The organism is Bradyrhizobium diazoefficiens USDA 110, from assembly GCF_000011365.1.
GTDB lineage: Bacteria > Pseudomonadota > Alphaproteobacteria > Rhizobiales > Xanthobacteraceae > Bradyrhizobium > Bradyrhizobium diazoefficiens.
In genome coordinates this window covers 180597-198791 of record NC_004463.1, presented here as the reverse complement: position 1 = coordinate 198791, position 18195 = coordinate 180597, and the positions used below count along the sequence as shown (strand labels likewise).

Here is an 18195-nt window from a genome sequence, read left to right as displayed (position 1 = left end):
CACATCCGTTTCAGGAATACTGGATCGCCCGGTCGAGCCGGACGATGACAGTTGAGTGTGTGGCGCGCGACTCCCACCACATCGGGGTCCCGGCGAAGGCCGGTACTCATACCGCGGAGTCTATCGAGAGCGCGCAGGAGAAATCTCTCGTTCCCATAGCGCCAACTAGGGGCACTTCCGTTGCCACTCTGCTGTGGACTGAGGTTTGGAGAGCCCTGTGCATTCGTTGTATAGCGGCTAGTCTTCCCCAATAAATTGTACGAACCGGGGCTGGATCGACCATGAAGGCGAGCAAGCTTAGGCCGCGAGATTTCCTGCAGTGTTTGCTTAGCACCGCGTACCTTCCTGAGGAATTACCTCCTACAGTTACTAGCCGTGAGTATTCCGAATTCTGTCGGCGCAACTATGCTTTGGTTCGCGCCGAGAAGGACAAGCTGATCAAGCTCGCTACCAGCTACGATACATACTCTGCCCCCCGAAACGTACCAGGCCGAAGAGCCCTTGCCGTGGTTCACCCCCTAGCGCAGCTCGGCGTATCACTTCTGATCACGGAAAGACGAGCGGAGATCAGGTCCCTTCTCAAGAAGTCGGGTACATCGCTTTACGACGTCTCTGAAGCTGCTGCACAAGCAAAAGCCTTCGCGGGTCTAGATTTTCAAAAGCGAAGGACGTTGGCTGCAAAACTTCATTCCGAGAAACCCTTCATCCTCCAGGCGGACATATCGAGATTCTTCTATACGGCTTATACGCACTCAATTCCTTGGGCTGTTCTTGGCAAGGAGAAGGCAAAGGAGCTTCTCAGAACAAACCGAAAGAAGCTCAACGCCCATTGGTCGAACAAGATCGATGAGGCATTACAGAGCTGCCAGTCTCGTGAGACCTTCGGCATACCGGTCGGGCCGGATACCTCAAGAGTGCTGGCCGAGCTTCTTCTCTCAGGTGTAGAGACGGACAAGTCCCTGTCAAAATATTTGCAGCCAACTAATGCATTCCGGCTATTGGATGATTTCTCGATCGGATTTGATAACGAAGCCGACGCCAGGCAAGCGCTGCGAGCCATCCGGCAGGTTCTATGGAGATACAATCTGCAGCTTAATGAAGAGAAGACAAAGATAATAACTTCTCCTCTTATCTTCCGTGAGAAGTGGAAGCTAGATTTTGATAAAGCTCCACTCTCTCAGATCGATCCGCAACAACAGCTTCGAGATATCGAATATCTCGTCGACCTCGCCCTCAACGCTTGCTTCGAGAGTCGCGGGAACTCCGGCTCAATGGGCCTGCCGCCGCCTAAGTCGGGCGACAGTTCTAGACGGCACCTTTCACACCTTGCTTGACTCTATGTTTCGTCTGTCCCGCGACTTTCCGATATGCATCAGCCATGTCGTTGGATTTTTAATTAACAATCAGGGGCTTTGCGCCAACCAAGAGGTTAAGACTCGGGTCCATAGTTGGATACGCTCGATTTTGGCCATCCACCTTCCTCAGGGGCATAACTTCGAGGTTGCCTGGAGCCTTGTCGCAGCCGGCGTACTTCGCATAAAGCTTGAGGCGTCGGACGTGCCGACCGACAGCGCTTTCCCCGGATCCATCATCATAGCGCTATTCGGATTGCTCTGGGAGCGCAATTTGATTGGCTTCTCGCTCTCTCGCTGGGACTGGCGAGGTGTGCTGCGTGCCCAAGGGACATTCGGCGAAAATTGGCTCCTTCTGTATGAGGCGGTACGCCGCGGATGGACCAAGGACAGGAAATTGATCAGCCATGCAAACGGACACACACTTCTCGCACTAGCTTTAAAGGAGAACGTTGCATTTCTACGAGATGATGTACTTGACGCCCGGAGGATAAACTTGGACCGGCGCACCTTCCGGCCGAAAGCGGCGTCAGGCGACCTGAAGGGCTCACTTCCGCAAGTAACAAAAGGTGCACCAAAGCGAACCACTCCGGTGTTCCTTCATCGCGGCTCAGACTCCATTGCAGACCTTTACGAAGGCGTGCCTTGAACATGACCGACTTGAAGCTGAACGAAGCTTGCATCCCCTCGTCCCATACTTTGGTCAACCGCACGGAGATCTACGGAGTGCCGCACACTGGCGGATTGGGACATGCCAATGCTGGCGGAATGGCCAAGGTCGATCGAGTATGGGCGACCCTTGCCGCACGATTTTCCAGAATGAGAGACCAACTGTGGCGCTGAAGGGTGGCGCTCTCCTAAAGATCTACATGAGAGTCGGCAATCTTCGCCGCTCAATTCGAGCTGTCGATCAAGCTCTCCAGCAGCCGCTTCAATTCGCTCGTCGACTTGTTGCCGTAGCTCTCCAGGATGTGCTCCTCCTGGTCCACCGCGAGCGAGTTGAGCTTCTTGCACAGCACCTTGCCGCGGTCGGAGATGAACATCAGCACCTTGCGGCGGTCGTTCGGGTCCTGCACGCGATAGACCAGCGTGTCCGAGACCATGCGGTCGATCATCTTGGTCAGCGTCGGATGGTTGAGCAGCACGGCGTCCGCAAGCTCGCCCATCGAATGGCCGTTGCCATCCGACAGCACTTTCAGGATGCGCCATTGCTCGACGGGAACACCTTCCTTGCTCAAGCGCAGTTCCAGCTGCCGGTTGATCTCCCGGTTGGCTTGCGCGAGCAGGTAGGCGAGATGTTCGGTGATCGGAGTGTTTTCTTTCGACGGTTTTGCCACGGCTAAGACTTCGTCTTGACCCAAATGAGTGAATGTCTTGCAATCAATGCTGCATCTATATGCACTTCAATTCTTGAATATTCAATATTTTCAAAATAGGATCATTGCCCAACAAAAGGGCGGAAGCCGCGGCCGCCTACTCAATGTGCTTTCAGGTCTGGTGCCAGACAGGAGTTGGCGTGCGCGCGACGGTAAACTTCCCGGCTCACGGCGGCCCGGCGTTGCCGCCGTCCTTGCTGTTCAGGAATCTGTCGTCGTCGGCGGCCGACTTCGACCTGTCTCCGCTCGACGCGCATTTCATGAAGCGCCGTGGTGCGCGCAACAAGCTGCGCATCGGCAATTTCCTCACCTTCACCGGCTCGCCCGGGATCTGGGGCCCGACCTCCACCAACAGCGCGATGCTGGCGGTCGCCGAGATCAACAAGCGCGGCGGCATTCTGGGCCGCGAGCTGGAGCTGTCGATCTACGATTCCGGCGGCCCGATCGACGAGGTGGTGCAGCGCGCCGAGCAGGCGATCGCCTTCGACGAGGTCGACCTCATCATGGGCTCGCATATCAGCGCGGTCCGCGTCGCGCTGCGCAAGGTCACCGGCAATCGCATCCCCTACATCTACACGCCGGTCTATGAGGGCGGCGAGCGCACGCCGGGCGTGATGGCGATCGGCGAGACGCCGCGCTGGCAGAGCCGCCCCGCCATCCACTGGCTGGCCGACGTCAAGAAGGCGGCGCGCTGGTATCTGATCGGCAGCGACTATGTCTGGCCCTGGCAGTCGCATCGCGCGGTGAAGCGCTACATCAAGGAGGCCGGCGGCCAGGTCGTCGGCGAGGAGTTCGTTCCCGTCGGCGAGGACAATCACGAGGCGCATCTGGCGCGCATCCACGCTGCCAAGCCGGACGCGGTGCTGATCTCGCTGATCGGCACCGACAGCATCACCTTCAACCGTGCCTTCGCCGAGGCAGGGCTTGCCACCTCGACGCTGCGGCTCGCGGGCGCGATGGACGAGACCGTGCTGCTCGGCATCGGCGCCGACAACACCGAGAATTTGTTCTGCGCCTCCGGTTATTTCAACTGCATGGCCTCGCGCGCCAACGACGAGTTCCTAAGTGGCTATCAGGCCATGTTCGGCCCGCACGCGCCGCCGGTCGGCTCGGTCGGCCAGTCGAATTATGAGGGGTTGCGGTTCCTGGAATCCGTGGCCAACCGCGCCGGCTCGCTGGCCTTTCGCCCGCTGCTCAAGGCCGCGCGCAACACCGTCTATTCGGCGGGCCGCGGACCCGTCACCATCCGCGATGGCCGCGCCGAGATGCCGATGTATCTTGCCGAAGCGGACGGTCTCGACTTCAAGCTCATCAAGACGCTCTGAGATCCGGCCGCTCGTCCGTCACGGCCGAGCTTCGAAATAATGCTTGAAAAGGAAAATATTTCCGTCTGTAATATCGAGGCGAAGCCGGCTGGCCCGCGCCGTGCAGGCGCGAGCGAGCGGCCTCCATCCAAAGCCAGGGATCAAGAAACCTCAAGGAGAGCGCCGTGACAGTCGTCCTTCCCACGCCCGCCCAACTTCGCAGTGTCGCCGAGCAATGCGGCCTTTCGCTCACCGACGACGACGTCGCCTCGTTCCGCGGCCTGATGCAGGGCTCGATTGAAGCCTACAATCTCGTTGCCGCGATGCCGGACGAAGTGCCGGAGGTGAAATATCCGCGCACGCCGGGCTATCGGCCCTCGGCCGAAGAGAACCCGCGCAATGCCTGGTATCGCAAGGCGACTGTGAAAGGCGCCGCCGGCGGCAAGCTCAAGGGCAAAACCGTTGCGCTGAAAGACAACATCATGCTGGCCGGCGTGCCCATGACCAACGGCTCGTCGACGCTGGAAGGCTATGTGCCCGATTTCGACGCCACCATCGTCACGCGCATGCTGGATGCCGGTGCCGAGATCAAGGGCAAGGTGCATTGCGAGCATTTCTGCCTGTCCGGCGGCAGCCACACCGGCTCTTTCGGGCCCGTGCACAATCCGCACAAGATGGGTTACTCGGCCGGTGGCTCGTCGTCAGGCTCGGGCGTCGTGGTCGCGCTCGGCGAAGTCGACATGGCGATCGGCGGCGATCAGGGCGGCTCGATCCGCATGCCGTCCTCGTTCTGCGGCATTTACGGCATGAAGCCGACCTGGGGCCTCGTGCCTTACACCGGGATCATGCCGATCGAGATCTATGTCGACCATACCGGTCCGATGACCGCGACCGTCGCTGACAACGCGCTGCTGCTTGAAGTGCTCGCCGGCGATGACGGCTACGATCCGCGCATCAAGGCTCCGAAGGTCGAGGAATACACCAAGGCGCTCGGCCAGGGCGTCAAGGGCATGAAGATCGGCATTCTCAAGGAAGGCTTTGAGCAGCCGGTCGCAGAAGCCGCGGTGAATGAAAGCGTGCGCGAGGCGGCAAAGCGCTTCAAGGATCTTGGCGCCACCGTAGAGACGGTCTCAATCCCGATGCATCTCCTGGGCGGCGCGATCTGGACCCCGATCGGCACCGAAGGCCTGACCCAGACCATGATGTTCGGCGACGGCTACGGCCTCAGCCGCGGCGATCTCTATTCGACCTCGCTGATGGATTTTCATCGCGGCTGGCGCCGGCAGGCCGACTCGCTGTCCGAGACCACGAAGCTGTTCATGATGCTCGGCACCTACATCAACAACAATTTCGGTCCACGCTTCTACGGCAAGGCGCTCAATATCTCCCGCAGGCTGACCGCCGCCTACGACAAGGCGTTTGGGGATTACGATCTGCTTTTGCTGCCGACGACGCCGATGAAGGCAACCAAGCTGCCGGAGCCCACGGCCAGCCGCGAGGACTACGTCGCCCGTGCGCTGGAGATGATCGGCAACACCGCGCCGTTCGACATCACCCATCACCCCGCGATGTCGCTGCCCTGCGGCATGGTCGACGGCCTGCCCGTCGGCCTGATGCTGGTCGGCCGCATGTTCGAGGAATCGACCATCTATCGCGCCGCGCACGCCTTCGAGCAGATCGGCGACTGGAAGAAGATGTGAGCGAGGCGTCGATGCAGACGGACGGAACAGCACCAAATGGCTAACGCGTTCGTCGCGGCGTTCGAGATCCTGAGCTTTGGCGCGATCATCGTCCTGATCGTGCTGGGGCTCGGGATCATCGCCAGCATGATGGGCATCTTCAACTTCGCGCAAGGAGAGTTCGTCCTGCTCGGGGCCTACATCACCTATCTCGCCTACGCCGGGGGCCTGCCGATCTGGGCCGGCATGGTCGCGGCGCCCTTCGTGGTCGGCGCGCTCGGCTTTGTGCTGGAGGCGCTGATCATCCGCCGCTTCTACGCCGCGCCGATCGTGGCGATGCTCGGCACCTATGCGCTCGGCCTGATCATCCGCGAATCCGTGCGCGGCCTGATCGGCGGCTTCTATCTCACCGTGCCCGAGCCGATCGGCGGCTCGATCGACATCGGCGCGATGCACATCTCGGCATGGCGCTTCACCATCATCGTCATCACGCTGCTGGTGATGGGTGGCTGCTATCTCCTGCTCTCTCGCACGAGCTTCGGCCTGCGCGTCCGCGCCACGCTGGAAAATCCCTCGCTGGCGCGCGCCTCCGGCATCTCCACGCCGCTGATCTATGGCGCCACCTTTGCCTTCGGCGCGGCGCTCGCCGGCCTTGCCGGCGCGCTGATCGTGCCTGTCTTCAGCCTGTTCGCCGATCTCGGCCTGCGCTTCCTGATCCAGGGCTTTGTCGCGGTCATGGTCGGCGGCGTCGGCTCCTTCATCGGGCCGGTGGCGGGTGCCGGCGTCATCGGCACGCTGAGTGCCGCGCTGCCCTGGGTGATGGCGCCCGTCGTCGCCGACGTCCTCGTCTTTGTGCTCGCCATTATCTTCATCAAATTCCGGCCGCAGGGCCTCATCGCTGGCAAAGGGGTTTAGTCATATGTTCGATCGTACGCAGCTCTCACGCCGCCGCTTCCTCTCCAATTTCGCCTTTGCGTCGGGCGCGGTCGCGACCGGCGTCGGCAGCTGGGTAATCCCGGCCCCCTGGGCCAATGCGGCCGAAGCCCCGATCAAGGTCGGCATCGCCACAGATCTAACGGGCCCAATTGCGTACGCCGGCAATGCCGACGCCAACGTCGCAAAAATGGTGATCAAGGAGATCAACGCCGCCGGCGGCATGCTCGGCCGTCCGCTCGAGCTCTATATCGAGGACACCGCGTCGAACGAATCCGTCGCGGTCGGCAACGTGCGCAAGCTGATCCAGCGCGACAAGGTCGACATGGTGCTGGGCGGCATCACCTCCTCGATGCGCAACGCGATCAAGGACCCGATCGTGGCGCGCGGCAAGACGCTCTACATCTATCCGCAGCTCTACGAAGGCAAGGAGTGCACGCCCTATCTGTTCTGCACCGGCCCGACGCCGGCGCAGCAATGCGACGAGTTCATACCCTGGCTGATCAAGAACGGCGGCAAGAAATTCGCGCTGCCGAGCGCCAACTATGTCTGGCCGCATACGCTCAACGTCTATGCCCGCAAGGTGATCGAATCCAACGGCGGTGAGGTCGTGTTCGAGGAGTACTATCCACTCGACCAGGTCGACTTCTCCTCGACCGTCAACCGCATCATCTCCAACAAGGTCGACGTCGTCTTCAACACCGTCATTCCGCCCGGCGTCGGCCCGTTCTTCAAGCAGCTCTACGAAGCGGGCTTCCTCAAGAACGGCGGCCGTCTCGCCTGCGTCTACTATGACGAGAACACGCTCAACATCAATCAGGCGAGCGAGATCGAGGGCCTCGCGAGCTGTCTCGACTATTTCAAGGTGCTGACCAAGGAGAACCCGTTCGACGCAAAAATCCAGGCGGCCTACGAGAAGGATTTTCCGGGCAACTTCCTGTTCGCCGCCGGCAGCGCCGCCACCGGCACCTATCGCGGCCTCAAGCTGTGGGAAGCGGCGGTGAAAGAAGCGGGCAAGCTCGACCGCGAGTCGGTCGCCGCCGCGCTCGACCACGCCAAGATCGCCGAAGGTCCCGGCGGACCTGCCGAAATGGTGCCGGGCAAGCGGCACTGCAAGATGAAGATGTACACCGCGGTCGCCAAGGGCGGAAACTACGAGATCGTCGGACGCAGCGACGGGCTCGTCGATCCCAAGGAATGCTGAGGCGGAATGCCGAAGTCGATGAGTGTGGTAAGGGAAGCCATCGCCGGCGACGAAGCGGACGATGCGATGGCTGAACGCGAAGCGGCGGGACAGGTCGCGGCGGGACGAAGAGTCCTGCCGATCGTGGAGGGCGTGGTGCTCGTCGCCGCGCTGCTCGCGCCGCTGGTGCTGCAGGACTATCTCACGGTGTTCGCGACGCGCGTGATCATCCTCGCGCTGTTCGCCCTGTCGTTCGATCTGGTCTGGGGCTATGCCGGCATCATGAGCTTTGGCCAGGCCCTGTTCTTCGGCTCGGCCGGGTATGGCGTGGCGCTGCTCGCGCGCGACCTCGACATCACCAACATCTTCCTGGTGCTCCCCGCGGGCACCATCATCGGCCTCACCTTCGCGCTGCTGCTCGGCGGCTTCCTGCTGCTGGGACGGCATCCCTCCAGCGTGATCTTCGTGTCGCTGGGCACGCTCACCGGCTCCTACGCCGCCGACCGCCTCGCGCGCGGCTGGTACTATCTCGGCGGCCAGAACGGTATTCCCTCGATCGCGCCGATGACGCTCGGTGGTTACGAATTCTCGGAAGGGCCCGCCTTCTACTATCTCGTGCTCGGCATCCTCGTCGTAGTCTACCTGCTCTGCCGCTTCCTGGTGCGCTCGCAGTTTGGCCTCGCGCTGGCGGGGCTGCGCGAGAACGAGCAGCGTATCGCCTTCTTCGGCTACAAGGCGCAGCATCTGAAAGCGATCATCTTCACCATCGGCGGCGGCGTCGCCGGCCTTGCCGGCAGCCTCTATGCCTTCCACGAAGGTTTCGTCTGGCCCAACATGGTCGGCGTCGTCGTCTCGACACAGGTGGTGCTCTATGTGCTGTTCGGCGGCTCCGGCACGCTGATCGGCGCGGTCATCGGCGCGATCATCGTCGAAGGCGTCAGCTTCTGGCTGTCCGACAATTATCGTGACATCTGGCCTATCATCCTGGGCTTGCTGCTGCTGCTCGTGATCCTGTTCCGGCCGCTCGGCCTGATCAGCTTCGTGCTGGGCGAGCGCGAGCGTGTCGGCAGCTTCGGTGCGAACCCAAAGGAGAAGCGCAATGCCGCTCCTTGAGGCCGCCGGCATCAAGAAGATCTTCGGCAAGCTCACCGCGCTCGACGGCGCAGCCCTCACCGTCGGCGAGAACGAGTTTCACGGCCTGATCGGCCCGAACGGCTCCGGCAAGAGCACGCTGATGAAGTGCATTGCCGGCGCCGAGGTGCCGACGCAGGGCAAGGTGAGTTTTGTCAACACCGACATCACCGCGTTCACGCCGACCGAGCGCGCCCGCGCCGGCATGAGCCTGAAATTCCAGATCACGAGCGTGCTGCCGACGCTGACGCTGTACGACAACATCCTGCTCGCGCTCCAGGCGCAATCCTCGCTGCTCGACCTCGTGTTCTCGCGCACGCGCGGCGCGCTGCACGACCAGGTCATGACCATGCTGACGCAGTTCCGCCTCGCCGACCGCGCCTTCGACGCGGCGGCGGCGCTGTCGCACGGCCAGCAGCAATGGCTGGAGATCGCGATGGCGCTTGCCGGAAAACCAAAGCTTCTGCTGCTGGACGAGCCGACCGGCGGCATGAGCCTCGAGGAGCGCCGCGTCACCGGCGAATTGCTCCAGCCGATCAAGAAACATTGCTCGCTCGTCATCGTCGAGCACGATCTCGATTTCATCCGCGACATCTGCGATCGCCTGACCGTGCTCGACCAGGGCAAGGTGCTGGCGTCAGGCACCGTGTCCGAGATCCAGGCCAACAAATCCGTCCAGGAGATCTATCTGCGCCGTGCCTGAATTTTTGGACATCAAGCATCTCGACGCCGGCTATGGCCGCAGCCAGGTCCTGTTCGACGTCAACCTCGGCATCCCCTGGCGCGGCGGCGTCGCCGTGCTCGGGCGCAACGGCGCCGGCAAGACCACGCTGATGAAGACCATCGTCGGCGAGCTGCCGGCGTGGAAGGGCGAGGTTGCCTTCGACGGCCGCGACATCAGCCGCCGCGCGACCCAGGAACGCGTGCGCGCCGGCATCGGCTACGTCCCGCAGGAGCATTCGGTGTTCGCGCGCCTGTCGGTGCGCGACAATCTCGCGGTCGGCTCGCTCGCGAGCAGCAAGGCCGACGCAGTCGATCACGTGCTGAGCATCTTCCCGAAGCTCGGCCAGCGCCTCGACCAGCCCGCCGGCACGCTCTCCGGCGGCGAGCGCAAGATGCTCGCCATCGGCCGTGCCATGTTAGGGGATCCAAAACTGCTGCTGCTCGACGAGCCCACCGAAGGCGTCTGGATCGGCGTCATCGAGGAGATCACCGAGCGCCTGATCGAGCTCGCGAAAGAGATCGCCGTCATCATCGTCGAGCAGCACCTCGACCTCGCGCTGCGCGTCGCCGACTACGCCTACGTGCTTGACCGCGGAAGGGTCGCGCTGCAGGGCGAGGCGGGCGAGGTGAGGGGCAATCCGGAACTGCTGCGGTATCTGGCGCCGTAAGGTAGCGCTGCTCACCTGCGAGTGAGGCGCGGTACTCTCGTCCCACCTCACCTGTCATGCCCCGCGAAGGCGGAGCATCCAGTACGCCGCGGCTTCTCGATCGCTAATTGGTGCCTCTGGAATGCTGGATTCCCCGCCTTCGCGGGGAATGACGGCGTCAGGCTGGAATAGACCGGAGAGAACGCGCGGAGAGGCCGCGCGCTTACTTCACCGCCCCAAACCGGCTGTCGAACGAGTTCGACGACACGACCGGTGCCGCGCCTGCCATCTGGCCGCTGTCACCCGCACCATCCGACACCGACGGCTTCAGCGCAGGACGCGTTGCGGCGAGGCGCGTGTCGGGCTTCACCGGCTCTGCCGGCTTGGCGGCGGCCACAGCCGGCTTCGGCGCGTCCTTCGCTGCATCCTTGGACTTGTCATGTCCCGGCACGAACCGGGTGACTGCGGCCTTCAGCCTGGACGCTGCCGTCGGCGGCGTCGTGGACGTTGTGGCCGGGGCCACGGAGGCGGTCGCCGGCGGAGCCGAAGCGGTCGCCGTCGTGTCGGCGGTGCCGAGGCCCATCTTGCGGCCGAGGTTGGAGAAGAAGCCGCCGCCCTGCGATTTCTCTTGGGATTTCTCGGCGGGCGCTGCGGCCGCGACGCGGGTGCTGGTCGCGGGCGCGCTGACGGCGACGACCGGCTCTTCCTGCGGCGAGGGAGCGGCCGCGTCGAAATTCGGCTTCGGCGGATTGACGTGGCCGGGGATCGTGCCCGGCGCCTTCGCCATTGCCAGCATCTGCAGCGTGGTGCCTTCGGCGCCCTCCGACAGGCCGGTCGAGCCTTCCGGAATCTTGGCGGCGAAGATCTTGTTCATGCCGCCGTCGATGCCGGTGTTCATGCGCGCCACCGGCGTGCCCTTGGCGACGAGCTTGGCGTACTCGGCCTGGTCGCGCGCGTCCTTCTCGCGCACGGCGCTCGCGATGTCCTCGGGGATCACATAGGCCGGGCACTTTGCCGAGGCGTCGAACACCGGATCGCGCTTGGCATCGGGCGTCTTCGCCGCGTCGAAGACGTACTTCTTCTCGCAGAAATCGACCTTCGGCTCCTGCCGCGTCACCTCGAAATGATCATAGCCTTCCTTGATCATCTTCCAGAACGGCATGTTCGGATTGTTCCGGTGCTTGGCCATGTTCACCGGCGTCATCTTGAACGGATAGGCCTGCAGCTGGAACGCCTTCTGGCCGCCGAAGAAGGACTCGCGGCCGAGCGAATAGATCTCCGCGATCTGCTCGTCCGTCATGGCGTAACAGCCGCGCGAAGAACAATCGCCATGCACCATCAGCTGCGAGCCGGTACGGCCCAAAGCCTTGTCGAACGCGTTCGGATAGCCCGTGTTGAACGAGAGGTAATAGGCCGACTGCGGATTCATCTGGCCCGGATTGATCGAGTAGAATCCTTCCGGCGCCTGGCGGTCACCTTCGCGCACCTTCGGACCCAGATCGCCCGACCAGCGGCAGATCGGATAGGTCTTGAGCAGCGCGAACTGGCCGTTGCGGGTCTGCTTCCAGACTTCGAGCTCGGCTTCCTGCTTGAACAGGCGGACCAGGATCGGGGACTGCAGATCCATGTCCTTCTCGACCATCGCGGCGAGAAGCTTTGGCGGCACCGGCTGGTTGGCCTTGGCGTTGGTCGCGAGCGAAACCTGGTCGGTGTCGCAGCCGGCCAGCAGGACACTGGCCGTCAGCAGCGCAACCGAAGCCAAGAGCGCGCGAGCAAGCGAACGAGAAATCAAGATGGACCCCACACCGTGCCGGGCAGAGAGCGCGAACCCCAATTCTTTGGAGCATGATCCGACCGGAGATCCGGACCCGTCGTGACGGGCTTTTTCAAACCACGCTCCAGCGCTTATGCCCTGAAGCCATTGATTAAAATTCTAACCTCTGGGTCATGTGGTCGCAACCCGAGCGGGGATCACGAGCCCGTTGGCCCAGTAGCATGGTCAACAGAGACTAAATGGACGCGACTTTGGGCCTTACTTGGGCCTTCCGGCCCAATTGGGACTCAGATCGCCGATTTGGGCAAAAAAAGGGTTAATGCGGGGTTACCGGGCTCCAACCGTCATTCCGGGGCGCCCGAAGGGCGGACCCGGAATCTCGAGATTCCGGGTTCGCTGCTTCGCATCGCCCCGGAATGACGACGTCGAGGCCGCCCGAATCAGCCCAGTTTCCGGCCGATATCGAGGAATTTCTGCCGACGCTGCTTGCGGATGGCGTCGCCGTCGAGGCCGCGGAGCTCGTCAAACGCCTTGGCGATGGCCTCGCCCGTGGTGGCGATCATGGCGGCGGGGTCGCGGTGGGCGCCGCCGACCGGCTCCTTCAAAATGCTGTCGATCACCCCGAAGCGGAGCATGTCCTGGGCGGTGATCTTCATGTTGTTGGCGGCTTCCTGCGCCTTGGTGCCGTCGCGCCAGAGGATGGAGGAGGCGGCCTCCGGCGAGATCACGCTGTAGATCGCGTGCTCCAGCATCAGCACCCGGTTGGCGGTGGTGATCGCGATGGCGCCGCCCGACATGCCTTCACCGGTGATGATGGCGACGTTCGGCACGCCCAGCGACAGGCACGCATCGGTCGAGCGCGCGATCGCCTCGGCCTGGCCGCGCTCTTCGGCGCCGATGCCGGGATAGGCGCCGGCGGAATCGGCGAGCGACAGCACCGGCAGGCCGAATCGCTCGGCCATCTCCATCAGCCGCACGCATTTGCGATAGCCCTCGGGCCGCGCCATGCCGAAATTGTGCCGGATGCGGCTCTCGGTGGAATCGCCCTTTTCCTGGCCCATCACGCAGATCGGCTCACCGCGGAAGCGGCCGAAGCCGGCGACCAGGGCCTCGTCCTCGCCGAACTTGCGGTCGCCGGCGAGCGGGGTGAATTCGGTGATCAGGCCCTTGATGAAGTCGTTGAAATGCGGCCGCTGCGGATGGCGCGCGACCAGCGTCTTCTGCCACGGCGACAGGTTCGTATAGAGGTCGGCCAGCGCCTGCGCCGCCTTGTCCTCGATCCGCCCGATCTCGTCGGTGATGTCGGTCCCGGAGGCCGCGAGCGTCCGCAGCTCGTCGACCTTGGAGTCGAGCTCGGCGACGGGCTTTTCGAAGTCGAGATAGCTGCGCATCTGGTCTTGCATCAACTCAATATAGGGAGGACGGGGCGAGGCGGCGAAGCGATTTCGGACCTGCGGAAAGAAGTGTAGCCTCTTCAATGAGTTGGCTTGTGGGCTTCTGGGCAGCCCGCCAATTCAATCGTGAGGCCACGGCTCTTTCTGCGGAGATGTGGCCGAAGTCAAGGCGGTTTCGGCTGCGGCAGGCCTACTTCTCCGCCAGCGGGTGCAGGTCGCGCACCAGGCTCTTCAGCCGCTCCTCGACCACATGGGTGTAGATCTGGGTGGTCGAGATGTCGGTGTGGCCGAGCAGGGTCTGCACGATGCGTAAGTCAGCGCCGTTGTGCAGGAGGTGGCTGGCAAAGGCGTGGCGCAGCACGTGCGGGGAGACCAGCCGGGCCTGAAGCCCGGAGGCGACCGCGAGCTCCTTGAGGTCGCGGGCGAAATGCTGCCGGGTCAGGTGCCCGCTCTCGCCGAAGGAGGGGAATAGCCATTTCGAGGCGGCAACGCCGGTCTTCTTGTCGGATTTCGCGGCTTCGGTCGCGGCGAGATAATCCGCCATCGCCTGCCGCGAGGCCTCGTTCAGCGGCACCAGTCGCTCCTTGTTGCCCTTGCCGCGCACCACGATCATGCGGGCGTCGCGCTTGGCCGCCGTGCGCGGCAGCGCCACCAGCTCGGAGACGCGCAGGCCCGTGGCGTACAGCACCTCGAGCAGGCAATAGAGCCGCAAGGCGCGCAGCCGCTTCGAGGGCGAGGCATCCTCCGCCTCGCTCAATTCCCTGGCGCGGCGGAGCATGCGGTCGACATCCGCGATCGACAGCACCTTTGGCAGGCCGCGGCCGCGTTTCGGGCCGGACAGGATCGCGGCGGGATCGTCGCCGCGAATCCGCTCGTTCAGCAGGAAGCGGTAGAGATGCCGCATCGCCGACAGCCGCCGCGCGACGCTGGTGGATTTGAAGCCACGCGTGTCGAGATCGGCGAGATAGTCGCGCAGCGTTTGAGTTTCGGCGTCCGCAAAACTGTGGCCGACGCGGCCCAGAAACTCGGAGAAGTCCGTGAGGTCGCGGCGGTAGGCATCGAGCGTATTGGGGCCGGCGCCCTGTTCCGCCGCGAGCATGTCGAGGAACAGGCCGGTGAGCTTGGCGTCTGAGGGCTTTGCACGCATGCCCTGGAGGCTAACCCCTATTTCTTGAGAAACTTATCCGGCGGGATCGTCACCGACATTTCCCGCGGCTTCGGATTGACGAAGTTCGCCAGCGCGAAAATCACGCCATAGACGATGCCGGCGATCACGGCGACGACCGTCAGGAAGCGGAACAGGCTGGGCATCGGTCTGGGGTCTCTGTAGGGGACTTGGCAGGCAAATTAACCAATGAAATCATCCAACATGTTCGCCGTTTCGTGGCAAGAGTCCTCTGGCGAGGCCCCCTTTGGGGTCGTATAGGTGGCCAAAGCAGGCCGCTTTTGGCGGCAGATCGAGCGAGACCCAGAGCGAGATCCAGAGCGAGACCCATGTCCGACGCCGCGTTGCCGATACAAGCATCGCCTGAGGCCGACATCCTGTCGGCGCTCGGGGCGCGCTCGATCGTGCTCGTCGGCATGATGGGGGTGGGTAAATCCACCATCGGCCGCCGCATGGCGGCCCGGCTCAAGCTGCCCTTCGTCGACGCGGACACCGAGATCGAGGCGGCGGCCGGCATGACCATACCGGAGATTTTCGAGCGCCATGGCGAGGGCCATTTCCGCGACGGCGAGGCCCGCGTGATCGCGCGCCTGCTCGACGGCGGCCCGGTGGTGCTGGCGACCGGCGGCGGCGCCTTCATGCGCGAGGAGACGCGTGCGCGCATCGCGGCCAAGGCGGTCTCGATCTGGCTCAAGGCCGACCACGACGTCATCATGCGCCGCGTCCGCCGCCGCGCCGACCGCCCGTTGCTCCAGACCGCCGACCCCGAGGGAACCGTGACGCGCCTGCTCACCGAGCGCGAGCCGGTCTACAGCCATGCCGACCTCACCATCGCCTCGCGCGACGTGCCGCACGACAAGATCGTCGAGGAGTGTATCGAGACGCTGCGCGCCCATCTCTGCGGCGAACAGGCCGCCCAACCACCTGCCGACGTTGCGAGTGCCGTACGATGACTGCGCCGTTGAAGCATTCCGATCCCGTCAACGTCGACGTCGCGCTCGGCGATCGCGCCTATGACATCGTCATCGGCCGCGGCGTGCTGGCCTCGCTCGGCGAACGGGTCGCAGCGCTGCGCCCCGGCGTGCGCACGGCTGTTGTCACCGACCGTACCGTTGCAAAGCACTGGCTCGAGCCGACCGAAGCATCGCTCGCGGCCGCCGGCATCCCGACGTCGCGCATCGTCGTCGAGGAAGGCGAGATCTCCAAGACCTATGCCGGCCTGGAAAAGGTCAGCGAAGCCCTGATCGCCGCGAAGATCGAGCGCAACGATCTCGTCATCGCGCTCGGCGGCGGTGTGGTCGGCGATCTCGCCGGCTTTGCCGCCGCGATCCTGCGCCGCGGCGTCGATTTCGTGCAGGTGCCGACCTCGCTGCTGGCGCAGGTCGATTCCAGCGTCGGCGGCAAGACCGGCATCAACTCGCCGCAGGGCAAGAATCTGCTCGGCGCCTTCCACCAGCCGGTGCTGGTCATCGCCGACACCGCCGTGCTCGACACGCTGTCGCCGCGCCAGTTCCACGCCGGCTATGCCGAGGTCGCCAAATACGGCGTGCTCGGCGATGAGGCCTTCTTCACCTGGCTGGAAAAGAACCATTCCGACATCTTCAAGGGCGGATCAGCGCGCGAGCACGCGATCGCCACCTCCTGCCGTGCCAAGGCCGGAATCGTCTCGCGCGACGAGCGCGAAACCGGCGAACGCGCGCTGCTCAATCTCGGCCACACCTTTGGTCACGCGCTGGAAGCTGCGACCGGCTTCTCCGACCGTCTGTTCCACGGCGAGGGCGTCGCGATCGGCATGACGCTAGCGGCGCAGTTCTCGGCCAAGCTCGGCATGATCGGCGAGGCCGACGCGGCGCGCGTCGAGCGGCATCTCATCGAGGCCGGCCTGCCGACCCGCTTGCAGGACATCGCGGGCTTTTCGCAGGAAGGGCTTGCCGATGCCGACGCGCTGATGGCCCTGATGGCGCAGGACAAGAAGGTCAAGCGCGGCAAGCTCACCTTCATCCTGCTGGAGGCGGTCGGGCGCGCCGTGATCGCAAAGGACGTCGAGCCGGCCCCGGTGCGCGACTTCCTGAAAGAGAAGCTCGCGCAGAAGGCCTGATGCGCGGCTGAATTTCGTGAAAGCGTTTTCGAGCGAAGTGGGGACCGGTTCGCGCAAGGAAAACGCGTCAAGACAAGAAACTCGAGTGGTGCATGGACTGGCTCGGATTCACCATCGTCGTCCTCTGCCTCCTGGTCTCGGCGTTCTTCGCGGCGAGCGAGACCGCGCTGACCGGCGCCTCGCGCGCCAGCATGCTGCGGCTCTCCAAGCAGGGTAATCACGACGCCGACGTCGTATCCCAATTGCTCGACATGCGCGAGCGCCTGATCGGTGCTCTGCTGCTCGGCAACAACATCGCCAATATCGGCGCCTCCGCGCTCGCCACCGCCATCTTCACGTCCTGGTTCGGCGATGTCGGCGTGCTCTACGCCACCGGCGTGATGACCGCGCTGGTGGTGATCTTCGCCGAGGTGCTGCCCAAGACCATCGCCATCAACGCGCCCGACCGCATGGCGCTTGCGGTCGCGCGCCCGATGCGGCTGACCATGTATGTGCTGGGGCCGCTCCTCAAGATCGTCGAAGTCATCGTGCGCCTCTTGATGCGCCTGTTCGGCCTTGCCGGCGAGCACCAAGCCATCCTGTCGCCGACCGAGCGCCTGCGCGGCGCGGTCGACCTGTTGCATCACGAGGGCAAGTTCGAGAAGCAGGACCGCGACATGCTCGGCGGCCTGCTCGACCTGCGCGAGCTCCAGGTTTCCGACGTCATGATCCATCGCACCGAGATGATGATGATCAACGCCGACCTGCCGCCGGAGGAGCTGCTGCGCGAGGTGCTGGCGACCGAATACACCCGCATTCCGCTCTGGCGCGAGAAGCCGGAAAACATCATCGGCGTGCTCCACGCCAAGGATCTCTTGCGCGCGATCCGCGCCTCCGAAGGCGACACTTCGCGCATCGACGTCTCCACCATCGCGCTGCCGCCCTGGTTCGTGCCGGAGATGCGCCCGGTGTCCGAGCAGCTCAAGGCGTTCCGCCGCCGCAAGACCCATTTCGCGCTCGTCGTCGACGAGTACGGCGAAGTCGAAGGTCTCGTGACGCTGGAGGACATTCTGGAAGAGATCGTCGGCGACATCTCCGACGAGCACGACGTCGTGGTCGCCGGCGTGCGCGCCCAGCCGGACGGCTCGGTCGTGGTCGACGGCTCGGTGCCGATCCGCGATCTCAACCGCGCCATGGACTGGCATCTGCCCGATGGAGAGGCAACCACGGTCGCCGGCCTCGTCATCCACGAGGCGCGCTCGATCCCCGATCGCGGCCAGAGCTTCACGTTCCACGGCTTCCGCTTCCGCGTCCTGCGCCGCGAACGCAACCGCATCACCGCGCTCCGTATTTCACCGGTGCCGCGCGAGGCCGAGATGGAAGAAGCCAAGCCGAGAAGGGCGGGGACGTCGTTCTAAGCCCTCAGTCATTCCGGGGCGATGCGAAGCATCGAACCC

The 18195-nt window shown here is 63.8% G+C and carries 17 protein-coding genes; 12 read left to right on the top strand and 5 right to left on the bottom strand.

Annotated elements, in window-relative coordinates; all coding sequences use genetic code 11:
• Positions 1-281 precede the first annotated feature (281 nt).
• Together BJA_RS01005 and BJA_RS01000 are read left to right on the top strand one after the other, a co-directional pair.
• Entirely contained in the window at positions 282-1334 is a 1053-nt protein-coding gene (locus BJA_RS01005; protein WP_011083035.1) for an RNA-directed DNA polymerase, read from the top strand.
• A gap of 130 nt (positions 1335-1464) precedes the next feature.
• Positions 1465-2001 carry a hypothetical protein gene (locus tag BJA_RS01000; RefSeq protein WP_162494185.1) on the top strand — a complete coding sequence of 179 codons (537 nt, stop codon included), beginning with the start codon at positions 1465-1467 and terminating at the stop codon, positions 1999-2001.
• Between the two features lie 244 nt (positions 2002-2245).
• Here the strand turns inward: BJA_RS01000 and BJA_RS00995 are convergent, their stop codons facing one another.
• Positions 2246-2689 (bottom strand): MarR family winged helix-turn-helix transcriptional regulator, encoded by a 444-nt coding sequence (locus BJA_RS00995; protein ID WP_011083032.1) that lies wholly within the window; start codon positions 2687-2689, stop codon positions 2246-2248.
• Positions 2690-2868: 179 nt separating this feature from the next.
• On the opposite strand from BJA_RS00995, the gene BJA_RS00990 reads away from it, so the two are divergent.
• The 7 genes from BJA_RS00990 to BJA_RS00960 all read left to right on the top strand — a co-directional run bounded on the left by BJA_RS00990 (position 2869) and on the right by BJA_RS00960 (position 10349).
• Positions 2869-4053, top strand: a complete 1185-nt coding sequence (locus BJA_RS00990) for a substrate-binding domain-containing protein (protein ID WP_038966651.1) — start codon at positions 2869-2871, stop codon at positions 4051-4053.
• 164 nt (positions 4054-4217) lie between these two features.
• Entirely contained in the window at positions 4218-5732 is a 1515-nt protein-coding gene (locus BJA_RS00985; protein WP_011083030.1) for an amidase, read from the top strand.
• 36 nt (positions 5733-5768) lie between these two features.
• Complete coding sequence (locus tag BJA_RS00980; RefSeq protein ID WP_011083029.1) at positions 5769-6626, top strand: branched-chain amino acid ABC transporter permease; 858 nt, start codon at positions 5769-5771, stop codon at positions 6624-6626.
• A 4-nt stretch (positions 6627-6630) separates the two neighbouring features.
• Positions 6631-7848 carry a substrate-binding protein gene (locus BJA_RS00975; RefSeq protein ID WP_011083028.1) on the top strand — a complete coding sequence of 406 codons (1218 nt, stop codon included), beginning with the start codon at positions 6631-6633 and terminating at the stop codon, positions 7846-7848.
• A gap of 6 nt (positions 7849-7854) precedes the next feature.
• The gene (locus tag BJA_RS00970) at positions 7855-8940 is read left to right on the top strand and encodes a branched-chain amino acid ABC transporter permease (protein WP_011083027.1); all 1086 of its coding nucleotides are present in this window, start codon (positions 7855-7857) and stop codon (positions 8938-8940) included.
• Positions 8927-9661, top strand: a complete 735-nt coding sequence (locus BJA_RS00965; RefSeq protein ID WP_038966650.1) for an ABC transporter ATP-binding protein — start codon at positions 8927-8929, stop codon at positions 9659-9661. The genes BJA_RS00970 and BJA_RS00965 overlap by 14 nt, the downstream gene beginning before the upstream one ends.
• Complete coding sequence (locus BJA_RS00960) at positions 9654-10349, top strand: branched-chain amino acid ABC transporter ATP-binding protein (RefSeq protein ID WP_011083025.1); 696 nt, start codon at positions 9654-9656, stop codon at positions 10347-10349. Before BJA_RS00965 ends, BJA_RS00960 begins: the two co-directional genes overlap by 8 nt.
• 202 nt (positions 10350-10551) lie before the next feature.
• Here the strand turns inward: BJA_RS00960 and BJA_RS00955 are convergent, their stop codons facing one another.
• The 4 genes from BJA_RS00955 to BJA_RS00940 form a co-directional block, all read right to left on the bottom strand.
• Positions 10552-12120 (bottom strand): L,D-transpeptidase family protein, encoded by a 1569-nt coding sequence (locus BJA_RS00955; RefSeq protein ID WP_162494184.1) that lies wholly within the window; start codon positions 12118-12120, stop codon positions 10552-10554.
• Between the two features lie 422 nt (positions 12121-12542).
• Complete coding sequence (locus BJA_RS00950; RefSeq protein WP_011083023.1) at positions 12543-13505, bottom strand: acetyl-CoA carboxylase carboxyltransferase subunit alpha; 963 nt, start codon at positions 13503-13505, stop codon at positions 12543-12545.
• A 181-nt stretch (positions 13506-13686) separates the two neighbouring features.
• Positions 13687-14643: a site-specific tyrosine recombinase XerD gene (xerD, locus tag BJA_RS00945; RefSeq protein ID WP_011083022.1), complete on the bottom strand. Its 957-nt coding sequence runs from the start codon at positions 14641-14643 to the stop codon at positions 13687-13689.
• Positions 14644-14660: 17 nt separating this feature from the next.
• A complete protein-coding gene (locus tag BJA_RS00940; protein WP_011083021.1) occupies positions 14661-14807 on the bottom strand; it encodes a hypothetical protein in 147 nt (48 codons plus the stop codon).
• 183 nt (positions 14808-14990) lie between these two features.
• Between BJA_RS00940 and BJA_RS00935 the strand changes: the two genes are divergently transcribed.
• The 3 genes from BJA_RS00935 to BJA_RS00925 all read left to right on the top strand — a co-directional run bounded on the left by BJA_RS00935 (position 14991) and on the right by BJA_RS00925 (position 18156).
• Complete coding sequence (locus BJA_RS00935; protein ID WP_028175815.1) at positions 14991-15614, top strand: shikimate kinase; 624 nt, start codon at positions 14991-14993, stop codon at positions 15612-15614.
• A complete protein-coding gene (gene aroB / locus BJA_RS00930) occupies positions 15611-16759 on the top strand; it encodes a 3-dehydroquinate synthase (protein WP_011083019.1) in 1149 nt (382 codons plus the stop codon). The genes BJA_RS00935 and aroB overlap by 4 nt, the downstream gene beginning before the upstream one ends.
• A gap of 92 nt (positions 16760-16851) precedes the next feature.
• On the top strand, positions 16852-18156 hold the full coding sequence (locus tag BJA_RS00925) for an HlyC/CorC family transporter (RefSeq protein ID WP_011083018.1): 1305 nt from the start codon (positions 16852-16854) through the stop codon (positions 18154-18156).
• Positions 18157-18195 lie beyond the last annotated feature (39 nt).